Origin of the sequence: Mesorhizobium sp. BR1-1-3 (assembly GCF_020165455.1) — a bacterium.
GTDB classification, from domain to species: domain Bacteria; phylum Pseudomonadota; class Alphaproteobacteria; order Rhizobiales; family Rhizobiaceae; genus Mesorhizobium; species Mesorhizobium ciceri.
Genome location: NZ_JAIUIC010000027.1, coordinates 1 through 15,103 on the forward strand (window position 1 = coordinate 1; position 15,103 = coordinate 15,103).

16 protein-coding genes and 3 tRNA genes are annotated in these 15,103 nt (G+C 62.7%); 15 read left to right on the forward strand and 4 right to left on the reverse strand.

The genetic code is table 11. The annotated features are described in order from the left end of the window. The first annotated feature begins 187 nt into the window (after window positions 1–187). The 3 genes from LB559_RS32175 to LB559_RS32185 all read left to right on the forward strand — a co-directional run bounded on the left by LB559_RS32175 (window position 188) and on the right by LB559_RS32185 (window position 1,817). Window positions 188–406 carry a hypothetical protein gene (locus LB559_RS32175; RefSeq protein WP_013531393.1) on the forward strand — a complete coding sequence of 73 codons (219 nt, stop codon included), beginning with the start codon at window positions 188–190 and terminating at the stop codon, window positions 404–406. Window positions 407–966: 560 nt separating this feature from the next. Then, window positions 967–1,272 (forward strand): BA14K family protein, encoded by a 306-nt coding sequence (locus LB559_RS32180; protein WP_224675862.1) that lies wholly within the window; start codon window positions 967–969, stop codon window positions 1,270–1,272. Window positions 1,273–1,457: 185 nt separating this feature from the next. Beyond that, window positions 1,458–1,817, forward strand: a complete 360-nt coding sequence (locus LB559_RS32185; RefSeq protein ID WP_013531395.1) for a hypothetical protein — start codon at window positions 1,458–1,460, stop codon at window positions 1,815–1,817. Here LB559_RS32185 and bhcR read toward each other — a convergent pair whose 3' ends face one another. Then, window positions 1,818–2,639, reverse strand: coding sequence for an HTH-type transcriptional regulator BhcR (gene bhcR / locus LB559_RS32190; protein WP_063170248.1), 822 nt, complete (start codon window positions 2,637–2,639; stop codon window positions 1,818–1,820). It lies immediately after the preceding gene. A gap of 215 nt (window positions 2,640–2,854) precedes the next feature. On the opposite strand from bhcR, the gene gcl reads away from it, so the two are divergent. The 3 genes from gcl to LB559_RS32205 all read left to right on the forward strand — a co-directional run bounded on the left by gcl (window position 2,855) and on the right by LB559_RS32205 (window position 6,539). Further along, entirely contained in the window at window positions 2,855–4,636 is a 1,782-nt protein-coding gene (gene gcl / locus LB559_RS32195; RefSeq protein WP_224675863.1) for a glyoxylate carboligase, read from the forward strand. A 26-nt stretch (window positions 4,637–4,662) separates the two neighbouring features. Continuing rightward, window positions 4,663–5,460 (forward strand): 2-oxo-tetronate isomerase, encoded by a 798-nt coding sequence (gene otnI / locus LB559_RS32200; RefSeq protein ID WP_224675864.1) that lies wholly within the window; start codon window positions 4,663–4,665, stop codon window positions 5,458–5,460. A gap of 122 nt (window positions 5,461–5,582) precedes the next feature. Continuing rightward, the gene (locus LB559_RS32205; protein WP_224675865.1) at window positions 5,583–6,539 is read left to right on the forward strand and encodes a 2-hydroxy-3-oxopropionate reductase; all 957 of its coding nucleotides are present in this window, start codon (window positions 5,583–5,585) and stop codon (window positions 6,537–6,539) included. A gap of 106 nt (window positions 6,540–6,645) precedes the next feature. Here LB559_RS32205 and rlmB read toward each other — a convergent pair whose 3' ends face one another. Next, window positions 6,646–7,494, reverse strand: a complete 849-nt coding sequence (gene rlmB / locus LB559_RS32210; RefSeq protein WP_027163677.1) for a 23S rRNA (guanosine(2251)-2'-O)-methyltransferase RlmB — start codon at window positions 7,492–7,494, stop codon at window positions 6,646–6,648. Between the two features lie 198 nt (window positions 7,495–7,692). Between rlmB and LB559_RS32215 the strand changes: the two genes are divergently transcribed. Together LB559_RS32215 and LB559_RS32220 are read left to right on the forward strand one after the other, a co-directional pair. After that, a tRNA-Tyr gene (locus LB559_RS32215) sits at window positions 7,693–7,777 on the forward strand. An 89-nt stretch (window positions 7,778–7,866) separates the two neighbouring features. Beyond that, window positions 7,867–7,940: transfer RNA gene (locus LB559_RS32220), tRNA-Gly, on the forward strand. A gap of 76 nt (window positions 7,941–8,016) precedes the next feature. Here LB559_RS32220 and LB559_RS32225 read toward each other — a convergent pair. Then, window positions 8,017–8,481, reverse strand: coding sequence for a YidB family protein (locus tag LB559_RS32225; RefSeq protein ID WP_013531401.1), 465 nt, complete (start codon window positions 8,479–8,481; stop codon window positions 8,017–8,019). Between the two features lie 132 nt (window positions 8,482–8,613). On the opposite strand from LB559_RS32225, the gene LB559_RS32230 reads away from it, so the two are divergent. Beyond that, the gene (locus LB559_RS32230; protein WP_013531402.1) at window positions 8,614–8,871 is read left to right on the forward strand and encodes a GlsB/YeaQ/YmgE family stress response membrane protein; all 258 of its coding nucleotides are present in this window, start codon (window positions 8,614–8,616) and stop codon (window positions 8,869–8,871) included. A gap of 132 nt (window positions 8,872–9,003) precedes the next feature. Here the strand turns inward: LB559_RS32230 and LB559_RS32235 are convergent, their stop codons facing one another. Beyond that, on the reverse strand, window positions 9,004–9,891 hold the full coding sequence (locus LB559_RS32235; protein ID WP_024505803.1) for a DMT family transporter: 888 nt from the start codon (window positions 9,889–9,891) through the stop codon (window positions 9,004–9,006). A 312-nt stretch (window positions 9,892–10,203) separates the two neighbouring features. Here LB559_RS32235 and tuf point away from each other — a divergent pair, with 312 nt between their 5' ends. From tuf to secE, 6 genes are all read left to right on the forward strand, one after another. Next, window positions 10,204–11,379: an elongation factor Tu gene (tuf, locus tag LB559_RS32240; protein WP_013531404.1), complete on the forward strand. Its 1,176-nt coding sequence runs from the start codon at window positions 10,204–10,206 to the stop codon at window positions 11,377–11,379. 153 nt (window positions 11,380–11,532) lie between these two features. Next, a complete protein-coding gene (locus tag LB559_RS32245; RefSeq protein WP_224675866.1) occupies window positions 11,533–13,173 on the forward strand; it encodes a hypothetical protein in 1,641 nt (546 codons plus the stop codon). A 102-nt stretch (window positions 13,174–13,275) separates the two neighbouring features. Then, window positions 13,276–13,758: a group II truncated hemoglobin gene (locus LB559_RS32250; protein ID WP_013531406.1), complete on the forward strand. Its 483-nt coding sequence runs from the start codon at window positions 13,276–13,278 to the stop codon at window positions 13,756–13,758. Window positions 13,759–13,787: 29 nt separating this feature from the next. Next, window positions 13,788–14,339, forward strand: coding sequence for a putative glycolipid-binding domain-containing protein (locus LB559_RS32255; RefSeq protein ID WP_224675867.1), 552 nt, complete (start codon window positions 13,788–13,790; stop codon window positions 14,337–14,339). A gap of 80 nt (window positions 14,340–14,419) precedes the next feature. Beyond that, window positions 14,420–14,495, forward strand: a tRNA-Trp gene (locus tag LB559_RS32260). A 394-nt stretch (window positions 14,496–14,889) separates the two neighbouring features. Then, the gene (gene secE / locus LB559_RS32265) at window positions 14,890–15,093 is read left to right on the forward strand and encodes a preprotein translocase subunit SecE (RefSeq protein ID WP_013531408.1); all 204 of its coding nucleotides are present in this window, start codon (window positions 14,890–14,892) and stop codon (window positions 15,091–15,093) included. Window positions 15,094–15,103: the final 10 nt, after the last annotated feature.

The window sequence follows — 15,103 nt, forward strand, 5'->3', positions numbered from 1 at the left end:
GGAATAGGGGAATAGGGGAATAGGGGAATAGGGGGCGACGGGTCATTGGTGTCCTTGCCGTCGCCGCGCTGGCGTCAGCGGCACCCCACAAAAAATCTCCTCCACCTATCGAACCTTTTGCTGCGCCGCGCCGACTGATGGTCAGAGGCGAATGGGTCGCCTCGATCAAAAGATCCAGGAGATCATCATGTTCAAGCGCACTCTTACCTCGGGCCTCGTCGCCATCTTCGTCGCCACCGGCGCGCTCGCCGGCACTGTCGGCACGTCGTCAGCCCACGGCATGCATGGCCATCATCATCACCACCACAACCATCACAAGAAGCACTTCAAGAAGTTCTGGTGGAAGCACTACAACCACCACCACAACCATCACCACAGGCACGGCAGGGTGATCATTTTCCTTTGATGGAGGGACCCAATTCCCCAAGAGGGCGGCTTCGGCCGCCCTTTTTGCGTTCGGCGATCACCTTGTGAAGTAGGGCGGCAAAGCTGCTGATCCCCGCAAGCTACGGCATGCACACATTTCCAAGCAACTGCTCTTTGGCGATAGAGTGCATGGCTGCTTGGCGCATGCATTGCCTATGCGGCGCTGGTCCCGCTCCGTCTCGGCTTCGCCGAGCCACCGCTCGCCCAGCAACGCTCCTTACCTTTCCCTCCGGAGGGGGGGAAAGGTAGCGCTGCGAAGCAGCGACGGATTGGGGGACCCACGCGGCAATCGGGCCTCGGGCCGATCAGTCACCCCAGTCATAGCGGGTATGTGCATGGCGTAGCCCCAGCAAATGGGGGAGATTGGCCGCATCAACGTCCTCTCCAACCTCTTCCAGTCGCCGTCAGCGTGGACCTCGGTCCATCCGATTTCCCGGATCTCAGAAAAATCAAAAAAAGTTCGAACCTTTTTCCTGGCTGCGACGACAGATGATCAAGAGGCGGATGGATCGCCTCGGTCAACGAAGCAAGGAGATCGTCATGTTCAAGAACACACTCGTTTCCGGCCTTATCGCCACCGCCGTCGCCGCCGCCACGCTGGCCGGCACCGTGCAGCCTTCGGCCGCCCACAGCCATCACCACAACCGCGAAATCGGCATCGGCATTGCTGCCGGCGTCGGCGGCTTCGTCCTCGGCAGCCTGCTCGCCCAGCCGCGCACCGTCTATGTCGACGAAGGCGGTGGCTCGTGGCATGTCCGCCGCTGCTACGATCGCTATGCCAGCTACGACGCGGGCTCCGATACCTATCTCGGCCACGACGGATACCGCCACTATTGCCGTCTCTGAGGGGAGGACCCGTTCAGCAACAGAGGGGCCCATGCGAGCCCCTCTTCTGTTGTCTGGATGGTAGCGGTGCGTGCTCCATCGGCCGCTTCAGCGCAGAACTGAAGGGATTGGTCCGGCGACAGATCGGACAGTGTACAGAGATTTTCCGAGCGTCTATTCTGGACCGCGAACGCGGGGAGAGACCCTTGGACGAGCAGGACCCCAGGGAAGACCTGGTCGAAACGGTTTTCCGCAACGGCACCGTCACCACCGTCGGCATCCTGCTGGCGTTTTCGCTGGGCTTCATCACCCATTGGGCCGCCAACCCGATCCCGTGGCAGACCTACCATCTTGTCGCCGTCCTGCCGATCCTGGCCGGCATTGCCTTGCAGATGCGGGCGCTCTCGCTGCTGCTCGACACGAAATGCCTGCAGCGGCGCATCTATGAACGCGCCAACCGCATCTTCATGGCCGGCCTGATATTCACCGCCTGCGGCGTCGGCATGGCCATCCTTCTCGATTTCTTCGATATCGCGACCAGGAGCGCGCTGCCCGGGGCGGGCTGATCAGCCGGCTCGCACGCCGCCGATCATCCTGGTCACCTCGGCTGCTGCATCGCGCACCAGCGGGCCGATCTCGGCCAGCCGCTCCGGCGTCACCCGCACCGTCGGCCCCGACACGGAAACGCCGCCGATCGGCTCGCCGAATTCGTTGAAGATGGCGGCTGCCACGCAACGCATGCCGGGGTGCCGCTCCTCGTCGTCGACCGACCAGCCGCGCTGCTTGATCCGCGCCAGATCGTGGGCAAGCGCCGAAATGTCGGACAGCGTCCTGTCGGTGAAGCGCTGCAGGCCTGCCTTGCGCAGCATGGTTCCGACGCGCTCCGGCTCGAGATGCGCCAGCACCGCCTTGCCGATGCCGGACGCATGGAAGGGGCTGCGCGTGCCCGGCCGGAAGAAGGCGCGGATCGCCTGATGCGTCTCGACCTGGCTGACGAAGACCACGCAATCGTCCTCGGCGACGCCGAGATTGGCGGTCTCGCCGGTTCTCTCCATCAGCTCCTGCATGACGACACGCGCGCGGTCGACCAGCTTGCGGCGGCGCAGGAAGGCCGCGCCCATACGGTAGGTCTCGACGCCGATCGACCACAACTGGTCTGATGTGTCGAATTCGACCATTCCGTGGTTTTGCAGCGTCGTCAGCATGCGGTAGGCGGTGGAGGCGGCAAGCCCGCTCTGTGCCGATATTTCGCTCAGCGACAGGCCGCTGCCTTCGGCGACAATGGCCAGGATTCTCAGCGCCCGATCGAGCGACTGCACCGAACTGGCCTCCGAGGGCCCGTTGAAAGCGCGCGGCCGGCCGCGCTGGCGTTTTTCCGTGGTTTCCATGGCGTCATTCTCGACCGATTTCGCCAAATGCACAATGAAAAAATTTTTCACTGATATCGCCGGCCGAATTGCTGGAAAACGGAAAATCCAACAAAATCAGGGTATAGCCGTCGTTTTCTAGAAATGAAAAAATATTCTGAAAAAATTGAAAAATAGCCGGCGTGCTGGCATCCTCAGCCAATCCAACAATGACAAACCCCGTGGAGGGCTGGAAAATGGCCAGGATGCGCGCTGTCGATGCCGCGGTTCTCGTTCTCGAAAAGGAAGGCATTTCCTGCGCTTTCGGCGTGCCGGGCGCGGCGATCAATCCGTTCTATTCGGCGCTGAAGGCGAGGGGAACGATCCGCCACGTGCTTGCCCGTCACGTCGAGGGCGCCTCGCACATGGCGGAAGGCTTTACCCGGGCCAAGGCAGGCAATATCGGCCTGTGCATCGGCACTTCGGGTCCGGCCGGCACCGACATGATCACCGGGCTCTATTCGGCCGCCGCTGATTCCATTCCGATCCTGTGCATCACCGGCCAGGCGCCGCGGGCGCGGCTGAACAAGGAGGATTTCCAGGCCGTCGACATATCAGCCATTGCCGCGCCGGTCGCCAAATGGGCGGTCACGGTCATGGAGCCCTATCTCGTCCCCATGGCGCTGCAGAAGGCCTTTCACCTGATGCGCTCGTCGCGGCCGGGTCCGGTGCTGATCGACCTGCCGGTCGACGTCCAGCTGGCCGAGATCGAATTCGACATCGATGCCTATGAGCCGTTGACGCCGTTCAAGCCGGCCATGACGCGCGCCCAGGCCGAAAAGGCGTTGACGATGCTCAACGCCGCCGAAAAGCCGCTGATCGTCGCCGGCGGCGGCATCATAAACGCCGATGCGTCGGACCTGCTGATCGAATTCGCGGAAATTTCAGGCGTGCCGGTCATCCCGACCTTGATGGGCTGGGGCGCGATCCCCGACGACCACCGGCTGATGGCCGGCATGTGCGGGCTGCAGACCTCGCACCGCTATGGCAATGCGACGATGCTGGAAGCCGATTTCGTCTTCGGCATCGGCAACCGCTGGGCCAACCGTCACACCGGCTCCGTCGATGTCTATACCAAGGGCAAAAAATTCGTCCATGTCGACATCGAGCCGACGCAGATCGGCCGCGTCTTCGCGCCGGATCTCGGCGTCGTTTCGGATGCTGGTGCTGCGCTGAAGATGCTGCTCGACGTCGCCACCGAGTGGAAGACGGCAGGCAGACTGCGCGACTGGTCCGGCTGGGCGAAGGAATGCCAGGCTCGCAAGAAGACGATGAAGCGCAAGACGCATTTCGACCAGGTGCCGCTGAAGCCGCAGCGTGTCTATGAGGAGATGAACAAGGCGTTCGGCCGCGACGTCACCTACGTCACCACGATCGGCCTGTCGCAGATCGCCGGCGCGCAGTTCCTGCATGTCTACAAGCCGCGCAACTGGATCAATTGCGGCCAGGCCGGCCCGCTCGGCTGGACCTTGCCGGCTGCCCTTGGCGTGCGCGCCGCCGATCCCGACCGGACCATCGTGGCGCTGTCGGGCGACTATGATTTCCAGTTCATGATCGAGGAACTGGCGGTCGGCGCCCAGCACAAGCTGCCCTATCTCCATGTCGTCGTGAACAACGCCTATCTCGGCCTGATCCGCCAGGCGCAGCGGGGTTTCTCGATGGACTTCGAGGTCGACCTTGCCTTCGAGAACATCAACCGGGCAGGCGATCCCGAGGCCGGCTACGGCGTCGACCATGTTGCCGTCGCCGAGGCGATGGGCTGCAAGGCGGTCAGGGTGCGCAAGCCGGAAGAGTTCGCCGGTGCCTTCAAGGAGGCGCAGCGGTTGATGAAAGAACACCGGGTTCCGGTTGTCCTCGAATTCATCCTCGAACGCGTCACCAACATCTCGATGGGCACCGAGATCGACAAGATCACCGAATTCGAGGACCTTGCCGAGAGCCACGAAGATGCGCCGACGTCGATCGTCATGCTGGATTAGGCTTGGCGGAGAAAAGGAGAAAAAGAATGCCGCGTTTTTCAGCCAATCTTTCGATGCTCTTTGGCGAGCATGAGTTCCTCGACCGTTTCGATGCCGCCGCCCGCGCCGGCTTCAAGGGCGTCGAATATATCGGCCCCTATGACCATGCGCCCGATGTCGTCGCCGCCCGGCTGAAGAAGAACGGCCTGACCCAGGTGCTGTTCAACCTGCCGGCCGGCGACTGGGGCAAGGGCGAACGCGGCATTGCCGTGCTGCCGGACCGCGTGCCGGAATTCCGCCAGGGCATCGCCAAGGCGGTCACCTATGCGCAGGCGCTCGGCTGCCAGCAGGTCAATTGCCTGGCCGGCATCGCGCCCACCGGCGCCGACCGCAAGGTGCTGGAGGACGTCTTTGCCGAAAACCTCGCCTTCGCGGCGGAAAAGCTGGAGCAGGCCGGCATCAGGCTGCTGATCGAGCCGATCAACACGCGCGATATCCCGGGCTTCTTTCTCAACTATTCCGATCAGGCGCTGGCGCTTATCGACCGTGTCGGGTCGAAGAACCTGTTCCTGCAATACGACATCTATCACATGCAGATCATGGAGGGGGATCTCGCCCGTACCATCGAGGTAAACCTCGACCGCATCGCGCATATCCAGCTTGCGGACAATCCAGGCCGTCACGAGCCGGGGACGGGCGAGATCAATTTTCCCTTCCTGTACGAGCACATCGACCGCATCGGCTATTCCGGGTGGATCGGGGCGGAATACAAGCCGAAGGCCGGGACGGAGGCTGGGCTGGGGTGGTTTCAAGCATTAGCCGGGCAGGGAAGTGCTGCGGCCTAGCCAACGCCGCGCCCCCTCATCCGGACCTTCGGGCCACCTTCTCCCCGGTGGGGAGAAGAGACAGGCACCAACGTCGGCATTCTCTTCTCCCCTCGGGGGAAGATGGCCGCGCTAGCGGCCGGATGAGGGGGGCGTTTCACACAAGCAACTGGAGAACCAAAATGGAAACCATCGGCTTCATCGGCCTCGGCATCATGGGCGCACCGATGGCGGGGCACCTGTTGGACGCGGGCTACAGGGTCATAGCCAGCGACCATCGATCGAAACTCTCAGCCGATCTCGTCGCCAAGGGCCTAACGTCAGTCACCGGCCATGCTGCCGTGGCGAAGGCCGCCGACATCATCATTCTGATGGTGCCCGACACACCGCAGGTCGCCGATGTGCTGTTTCACGAGAACGGCGTCGCGTCCGGTCTGACCAAAGGCAAGCTGGTCATCGACATGAGCTCGATCTCACCGATCGAGACCAAGATTTTTGCCAGGAAAATCAATGATCTAGGCTGCGACTATCTCGACGCGCCGGTCTCGGGCGGCGAGGTTGGCGCCAAGGCGGCGTCGCTCACCATCATGGTCGGCGGCGAGGAGAAACCCTTCGAGCGCGCCAAGCCCGTGTTCGAGAAGATGGGCAAGAACATCACCCTGGTCGGGCCCAACGGCGTTGGCCAGACCACCAAGGTGGCCAACCAGATCGTCGTCGCGCTGACTATTGAAGCCGTCGCCGAAGCGCTTGTTTTTGCTTCGAAAGCCGGCGCGGATCCGGCCAAGGTCAGGCAGGCGCTGATGGGCGGGCTGGCGGCTTCGCGCATTCTGGAAGTGCATGGCGAGCGTATGGTCAAGCGCACCTTCGCCCCGGGTTTTCGGATCGAACTGCACCAGAAGGATCTGAACCTCGCGCTGGAGGGCGCGAAAGCGCTCGGCGTGTCGCTGCCCAACACGTCGACCACGCAGCAACTGTTCAACGCCTGCGCGGCCAATGGCGGCGCCAAGGAGGATCATTCGGCACTGGTCAGGGCGCTTGAGAGGATGGCCGATTTCGAGGTCGGCAGCGAGGCAGCCGGCACCCGGGGCAAAGCGGCATAGGTCAGGAGAGGGCGGCGCAACGTTCCCAAGCCGCCAACTCCTGGCCCATCGAAGAACGGGTTCCGACGTCTGTCGGGACCCGTTTCTCGTCGAGATGTTTTTTGGCTTAGCCGCGCTTCAAAAATGCCCGTGCCACGTAAAGGCTGATCGCCGCGGCATTCGATACGTTGAGCGAATGGATGGCGCCGGGCATGTCGAGCCGCGCCAGCGTGGTCACCGTCTCGCGGGTCTTCTGGCGCAGGCCTTTGCCTTCGGCGCCCAGCACCAGGGCGATCTTTTCTCCGGCAAAGCTCTTTTCGAGTTCGGCCGGCGCGTCCGAATCAAGTCCGATGGTGCGAAAGCCGGCCTCGTGCAGCTGGCCGAGCGCTTCGGCGAGGTTCTTCACCTCGATCTGGTCGATGTGCTCCAGCGCGCCGGAGGCGGATTTCGCCAGCACGCCCGATTCCTGCGGGCTGTGGCGGGCGGTGGTGATCAGCGCGCCGGCGCCGAAGGCGACCGCCGAGCGCAGGATGGCGCCGACATTGTGCGGGTCGGTGATCTGGTCGAGCACCAGCACCAGCTTCGCGTCACCAAGCGCATCGAGCCGCTTGGCTTTAAGCGGCTCGGCCTCGATCAGCACACCCTGATGCACGGCATCCGACCCTGTGATCTTGTCGATATCCCTGGGTTCGACCAGTTCCGTCTTGAAGGGCAGGGCGGCGAGATCGGCGATTTCGAGGCGCTCGGCCGCATTGCGCGTCACCAGCATCTTCCTGATCTTGCGGCGCGGATTGTCGAGTGCGGCGCGAACCGTGTGCAGGCCGTAGAGCCGCACCAGTCCGTCCGCGGCATTTTCGCCCGGCGGAACCGGCTGTCGAGGCCGGAACGCCGGCGCGCCGCCGCTTTTCTCGTCGCGATAGGCGCGGCGCAGCTTGGCGTAATGGGTGTCTTTGGGGGTGTTGGTTTTATCGCTCATGGCTGGCTTCTATAGCGGTGTCCTCCGGCCAAGGATATGGCCCGCCGTCACAGCCGGCGAACAACATCGAAAAACGCTGGCTGCGCGGTTGACACCCAATGGCCTTGCCGCCATAAGGCGCTGCGCTGGTTTCGGAGAACACATAACTCGGGTCCGGATCGGCGCGAATGCCTCGTTGCATGGCTCCGGCGGCAGACTGGAGAGGTGCCCGAGTGGTTAAAGGGGACGGACTGTAAATCCGTTAGCTTAGCTTACGTTGGTTCGAATCCAACCCTCTCCACCACTGCCGGCCCGGAAGCCCTGAAACGCGACAAGAATCGGACCGAAAAGTGCATGGCGCTTTTCGGATGAATCCGGTACTTCAGGTAAGGCGCGGGTATAGCTCAGTGGTAGAGCAGCAGCCTTCCAAGCTGAATATGCGGGTTCGATTCCCGCTACCCGCTCCAGACACTCATCCCATCACCGGCAAGCCGAAGCACTGCGCACGAAGCGCAGCGCTCCAATTGTCGTGGCTGCGCCGCGTCAGCTGTTGAACGCGGATGCGACCTGGTGCTGCTGCGGCACCTGGCCGTTCGGCGTCAGCTTGTCGACGATGCCGGGCAGGGCGGTGGACAGTTGCTTGAGCAGTTCCTGCTCGTCCAGTCCGGTCCGTTGCGCGATCTCGCGGATGATCTGCGGTCCGATCGCGGCGCCAAGATCGTTGGCGTTGATCGACTGGTTCTGGCCGGTTCCGACCCAGGAGTCCGCGGTGTTGCCGTGACCGGCGTCCCGGAGCTTTTCGAGCAGTCCGCCCAGGCCGCCCAGCAGGCCACCGTCGGCGGATGTGGTTTCCGTCGGGACGGGGGCGGTCGGAGCGGGCGCGGGAGACTGTTCCGGCTCTTCGGCACTTCTGCCGCTCAGCATCTTGCCGACCAGCAATGCGCCGAGTGCGATCATCAGAGGTTTGGTGATGTTGCCGCCGGGAACGGCGTTGTCAAAAAGTCCCATCGTGGATCCTCCATAGCGACCAAGGCCCGACCCCTCCTCAACAATGAAGCATTCGGGCGGAATTTCAAGCTGGCTTGAGGTTTTGACAATCATATGAAAATGTTCGGCTGGCGAGGGGATGGAGAGGAAAAAATGGGTATCATCAGCTGGATCATTCTCGGCGTGGTCGCCGGCTTCATAGGCAGCAAGATCGTCAACAAGACCGGCCAGGGTGTCATAATGGATATCGTGCTGGGCATCGTCGGCGCCATTGTCGGCGGGCTGATCTTCAGTGCCTTCGGCGCATCGGGCGTCACCGGTCTCAACATCTACAGCCTGATCGTTGCCGTCATCGGGGCGGTGGTTGTTCTGTGGGCCTACCATCAGTTCAGCGCAAGGCGGACGCTTTAGGCGCCTGCGGATCGTCTGAGGTTTCGAGTTTCTGAAGGCAAGACCGGCTTCAGGCCGGTATGCCCGGCAGTGGCTTGCCTATGGCATCGGGGCGCCGAAAACAAAGATCGGCGTTCCCGCAATGAAACGAGGCTAGGCGACGACGGCCAACCGGCGCTGGCGCTGATCCAGCGACACGATGGTCAGCCCGCTGCCGACGACCAGCAGGATGCCACAGATCGCCAGTGTGTTGGGGAATTGCCCGAACACCAGCAGGCCCGAAATGACCGCCCAGACGGTGAAGCAATAGTAGAACGGCGCCACGGCGCTGGTCGGTCCGACGCGATAGGCCATGAAGATGAAGAAATGGCCGAAGATCAGGAAAAATCCAGCACCTGCCATCAGCAGCAGGTGATGCGCCCCGGGCATGACCCAGCGCTCGGAAACAAGATGCGCGGCGCCGGCGCCGATCAGCACCACCACGACGGCGGAAATCGCCACGATCATCCCCGGCACCTCGGCCGAGACCCGCCGGCCGGCTAGGTCGCGCGCCGCTGCAAGGGCTGCGTTGCCGAGTGCCAGCAGGGCATAGACCGAAATGCCTTGCATGGTCGGCTGCGCCACCATCAGCGCGCCGACGAAGCCGAGCCCGATCAGCGCCATGCGCCGGCCGCCGATCCGCTCCCCAAACAGGATCGAGGAGCCAACCAGCATCAAGAGCGGCGTGATCTGGCCGAGCGCGGTGGAATCGGCGATCTGCATGTTGGCGAGCGCGACCACATAGCAAAGGATCGCCGCCAGCTCGAGCACGTTCCGGCTCAGGACGCGCTTGTCGAAGATCAGCGGGATCTGCTTGCCGTAGCCCAGCGCGAACAGCAGCGGGAAGCCCCAGAGGGCCGCCGCGGCACCCCGCAGAAACAGCACCTCATAAGACGGCAGGCCCGCCGTCGCGAGCTTCATCATTGTATCGTTGACGAGATACGACCCCGTCGAGACGATCATGAACAGCGGGCCGCGGACAGAGGCAGGAATGAAATGCATCCGGCCACAAGATCAGAGGCGGATGGCGGCGGCAATGGTCCATGGCCTGGCCATGATTCAGACAGGGCCGGGCAAGCAAGCCGGCGCTTTCGCGGCCTCGATCGGTCGGCCCGCTACCCCTTCATTTTGCCCGGAGCCTTCCTATATCAGCGCCACATCCCCGCAATCGGATCGATGGTTCGGACTGAGTGAGACGGCACCCGGCCAAAAGACGCTTGTGTTTTTTGGCCTTTGTCGCTAATCGCCCCGCATTCGACTGAACTGAAGGTCTTCGACCGAACTGAAGATCCGGGCCGTCCAAGGAAAGAGACAATGGCAAAAGGTAAATTCGAGCGTAACAAGCCTCACGTGAACATCGGCACGATTGGCCACGTCGACCATGGCAAGACGTCGCTGACGGCGGCGATCACCAAGTATTTTGGCGAATACAAGCGCTACGACCAGATCGACGCTGCCCCTGAAGAGAAGGCGCGCGGCATCACGATCTCGACGGCTCACGTCGAATACGAGACGGCCAACCGCCACTACGCTCACGTCGACTGCCCCGGCCACGCCGACTATGTGAAGAACATGATCACCGGCGCCGCGCAGATGGACGGCGCGATCCTGGTCGTGTCGGCTGCCGACGGCCCGATGCCGCAGACCCGCGAGCACATCCTGCTGGCCCGTCAGGTCGGCGTGCCGTCGATCGTGGTGTTCCTGAACAAGGTCGACCAGGTCGACGACGCCGAGCTGCTCGAACTGGTCGAGCTCGAGGTTCGCGAGCTTCTGACCAAGAACGAATTCCCCGGGGACGACATTCCGATCGTCAAGGGTTCGGCTCTGGCTGCTCTCGAAGACTCGGACAAGAAGATCGGTGAAGACGCGATCCGCGAGCTGATGGCTGCGGTCGATGCCTACATCCCGACGCCGGTCCGTCCGCTCGACAAGCCGTTCCTGATGCCGATCGAAGACGTGTTCTCGATCTCGGGCCGCGGCACGGTCGTGACCGGCCGCGTCGAGCGCGGCGTGGTCAAGGTCGGCGAGGAACTCGAGATCATCGGCATCCGTCCGACGACCAAGACGACCTGCACGGGCGTGGAAATGTTCCGCAAGCTGCTCGATCAGGGCCAGGCTGGCGACAACATCGGCGCGCTGCTGCGCGGCGTTGACCGTGAAGGTGTCGAGCGCGGCCAGGTTCTGGCCAAGCCGGGCACGGTGAAGCCGCACAAGAAGTTCGTGGCCGAAGCCTACATCCTGACCAAGGACGAAGGTGGCCGTCACACGCCGTTCTTCACCAACTACCGTCCGCAGTTCTACTTCCGCACGACCGACGTGACCGGCATCGTGTCGCTGCCGGAAGGCACCGAGATGGTGATGCCGGGCGACAACATCACGGTCGATGTCGAGCTGATCGTGCCGATCGCCATGGAAGAGAAGCTGCGCTTCGCTATCCGTGAAGGCGGCCGCACCGTCGGTGCCGGCATCGTCGTCACCATCAAGGAATAACCGAGCCCGGCATTCGCCGGATCGACAAGAAAGGGCGGTCTTCGGGCCGCCCTTTTTGTTTGCCGGGCTATCGGCTGCCGCCCCGTCGGCCGAACCCTGTTGCAAGGCTCTGGACCTCGTCTAGTATAGGTTGCATCAAGGGGCTTTTTCCAAATGGTTCCAAGGCGGTATTTTCATCGTCGGGCATTGTGGCCGCTGGCTCTGACCTGGCTGATTGCGTTGCTTGCCACAGGCCCGGCAGCCTTCGCGGCGGATGCGGCGCCGGATCTTGGGCCGACGATGCGGTTCGGCATTGTCCGCAGCAACGCAGCGGGGTGCGAGCCGATCTGCCCGGAATGGATATCGGCCGAGGGCTCCATAGAAGCCGGAACTCCGGCGCTCTTCAAACGCATGCTGAAGACGCTTGGCGGGCGGAAACTGCCTGTTGTCGTGGATTCTCCCGGCGGCAATGTCGAGGCGGCGCTGACGCTTGGCCGGCTGATCCGCAAGAACAAGCTCGATATCGCCATCGGCAAGACGGTGTTTTCCAGCTGCCAGCCCGACGCGAAGGGGTGCCAGGACCGTGACGCCCGCTACTTCGGCGATGTCATCGACTATGGCGCCATGTGCAATTCCGCCTGTCCTCTGATGTTTGCCGGCGGTATCAGGCGAGTGGCCGGCGAATGGGCCTATCTCGGCGTCCATCAGATCACCACGACCTACATCCGCACGAAATTGCAATACCGGACCACCTACCGGATCGTCGGGGGCAAGAAGAAGATCCTCAACACGAAGATCGTCAGCCGCAAGAACGCCGGCAGCTACAAGACCTACGAAATGAGCAAGTCGGTGGAGAAAAAGCTGGCGGCCTACCTGGATCAGATGGGCATCGAACAAAGCATGCTCGAAACGATGAAGGGCACCCCGGCCAGCGAAATCCACCAGATCGCCCTCGATGACATGCTGGCGATGAAGCTGGTCACCAGCACGGACGCCGTGGGACTGTTGACCGCGGCGAGCCTGTGCGAACCCGGCCGCCTGGCCACGAATTGCCGGGAGGTGCCGGGGAACAAGCCTGATGGCCTGATGGCGACCGCGGCCAGGCCTACTCCGCCAGCGATCGAACCCGAGGCGGCGCGGCGCGATGAAGACATGCGCTTCGTTGTCGTTCGCGGCACCAATCCGCTCTGCAATCCAGACTGCCCGGAATGGATCTCGGCGGAAGGCGCGATCACCCCCCAGACCCCGCAGAAGCTGCGCCAGCTGCTCGCCACGCTCGGCAAACGGCAACTGCCTGTCGTGATCAGCTCGAAGGGAGGCGACCTGTTCAGCGCCCTGGCGGCGGGACGGCTTATCCATGAAAAGAATCTCGACGTCGCCGTTGGCCGCACCGATTTCGTCGGCTGTGACCCAGGAGCGTGGAATTGCCTGGCCAAGGAGGGCGCCTATGCCGGGCTGAGCATCGATGCGGGCGTGGAGTGCGATTCGGCCTGCGCGTTCATGCTTGCCGGCGGCATCAGGCGGCTTGTCGGTCCCCAGGCGCGACTTAGCCTCTACCCGATGGGGCAAAAGCTGATGGTCAAGGCCTACCTGGAGGAGATGGCGATCAGTTCCGCCCTGTTCGCGGCGATCGAGCGGCGCTCGGTCGAGCGCCGGCTGGAACCCGACATGATGCTGAAGGTTGGCCTGACGACGAGCCTGCAATCGGTCGACGCGCTGACCGGCGCCACCATTTGCGAGGCGGTGCCAAGACCCGAGAATTGCCGGATCCGGCCTTCCGCCAATGCCGAGGCTGACGCGCCGGCCAAATTGTAGTGGGCGACGGAGCCCGAAACTGGCCATCGAGGCAGGTTGAGCCGCTTTCGATTTTTCCGCTATCGTCGCTGCTGGCGGCTTCAGGCAGGCGGAGGATCGAGAATGGGCCAGGATATCCCGACACTCTACGAATGGGCCGGCGGCAGCGAGGCTTTGAACCGGCTCACCCAGACCTTCTATGACAAGGTGGCGCAGGACCCGATCGTCGGGCCGGTGTTCAAGACCATGTCGCCGGATCACCCCGCCCATGTCGCGGCCTTCATCGGCGAGGTTTTCGGCGGACCGAAGACCTACAGCGAGCAGTTCGGCGGCCACCGCGAGATGGTCATGCACCATCTGGGCAAGCATCTCACCGAGGAGCAGCGCCGCCGCTGGATCAGCCTCCTGGCCGATGCCGCCGACGCGGTCGGCCTGCCTGACGATCCGGAATTCCGTTCGGCCTTCATGGGCTATGTCGAATGGGGATCGCGCCTGGCCAAGATGAACTCCAATCTCGGCGAAACCTGCGATCCGCAGACGGAACCGATGCCGGCCTGGGGCTGGGGTGTGCCGGGCGGCCCCTATCAGCCACCGGGTACAAACTAGCGTCCAGTCGCCATGGAGGTGTTGGGCTGATGCCGGAAGATGTGAAGATCATACGTTGGCGCGAGTGGGACGGACCGGGTCTCGAACATTTGGTGCTGCAGGAGCGGGCAGGGGAGGTCTCGGCCGACTCTGTCGCAGTCTGCTCCGGGCAAACGCCTTTTGCCGTCCGTTACCGCATCGTTTGCGATGTCGGCTGGCACGCCAGGCGTGTCGTTGTCGATATGATCGGTAGCGGCCGCACGCTTGTTCTTTCCGCCGATGGCGATGGTCGCTGGACCAGGGACGGCCTGCCGATGCCGGAGCTCGACGGCATTTTCGATCCCGACCTGACCATCACGCCGTTCACCAACACGCTGCCGATCCGGCGATTGCAACTTTCCGCCGGGCAGAGTGCCGAGATAACCACTGCCTTCATCGACTTCCCCGCCCTCACGGTCGTCGCCAACCCGCAGCGCTACACATGCCTCGAAGAGGGCAGGCGATATCTCTATGAATCGCGCGCCAGCGACTTCAGGCGGGAACTTGAAATCGACCGCAACGGGCTGGTTGTCGACTATCCCGATTTCTGGCGCAGAGGTTAAGGCGTGTTTGCTTGCAAACCGCTCTTTACAGAGCGTGCGGAAGCTTTTAGGAAGCGCCTGCTGCGCCGACATGCGCACGTACGGGCATAGCTCAGTTGGTAGAGCGGCGGTCTCCAAAACCGCAGGTCGTAGGTTCGAGCCCTGCTGCCCGTGCCATTCCCTGAATGGCATTCAACCCAAAGTCTCGCCGTTTCGGAATGGCGTTCAAAACGATATTTCCATGGTCCGGCCTTTGAAAATCGGCGACCCGCTTGCCATATAGGGTAGATTAGGGCATAAGAGCGCCATAGCCGGGACGGAACGACTGGATGGTTCCGAGGCGGTGTTTGGTCATAAAGCGGAGACTTGCCACTTGCGTGGATCAAGAATCGGTTTTATGTAGACGAAACAGACACGCGACGCGTGGAGCTGGGAAACCGGCTTTACGCGTCTGATTTGCATGGGCGAAATGATTGCGCTGATTCGGCGCGAAATTCGCTCAGGCGGCACGTCCCGGCCAGCGGGATCATCCAGGAGACCCGGCCAACGGGTCTTGAAGACAGAGCGGCATATGGCTTCGAAAACCACAAATCCTTTCGTCTTTCTCCAGCAGGTTCGCGCGGAGACCGCCAAGGTGACTTGGCCGTCGCGGCGCGAAACGATGATCTCGACGGTGATGGTTCTGGCCTTCGCAGTGATCGCGATGATCTTTTTCTTCACCGCTGATCAGCTCATGGGCCTCGCGGTCGAACAGATTCTGGGCATCGGACGCTAAGTCCGGCGAT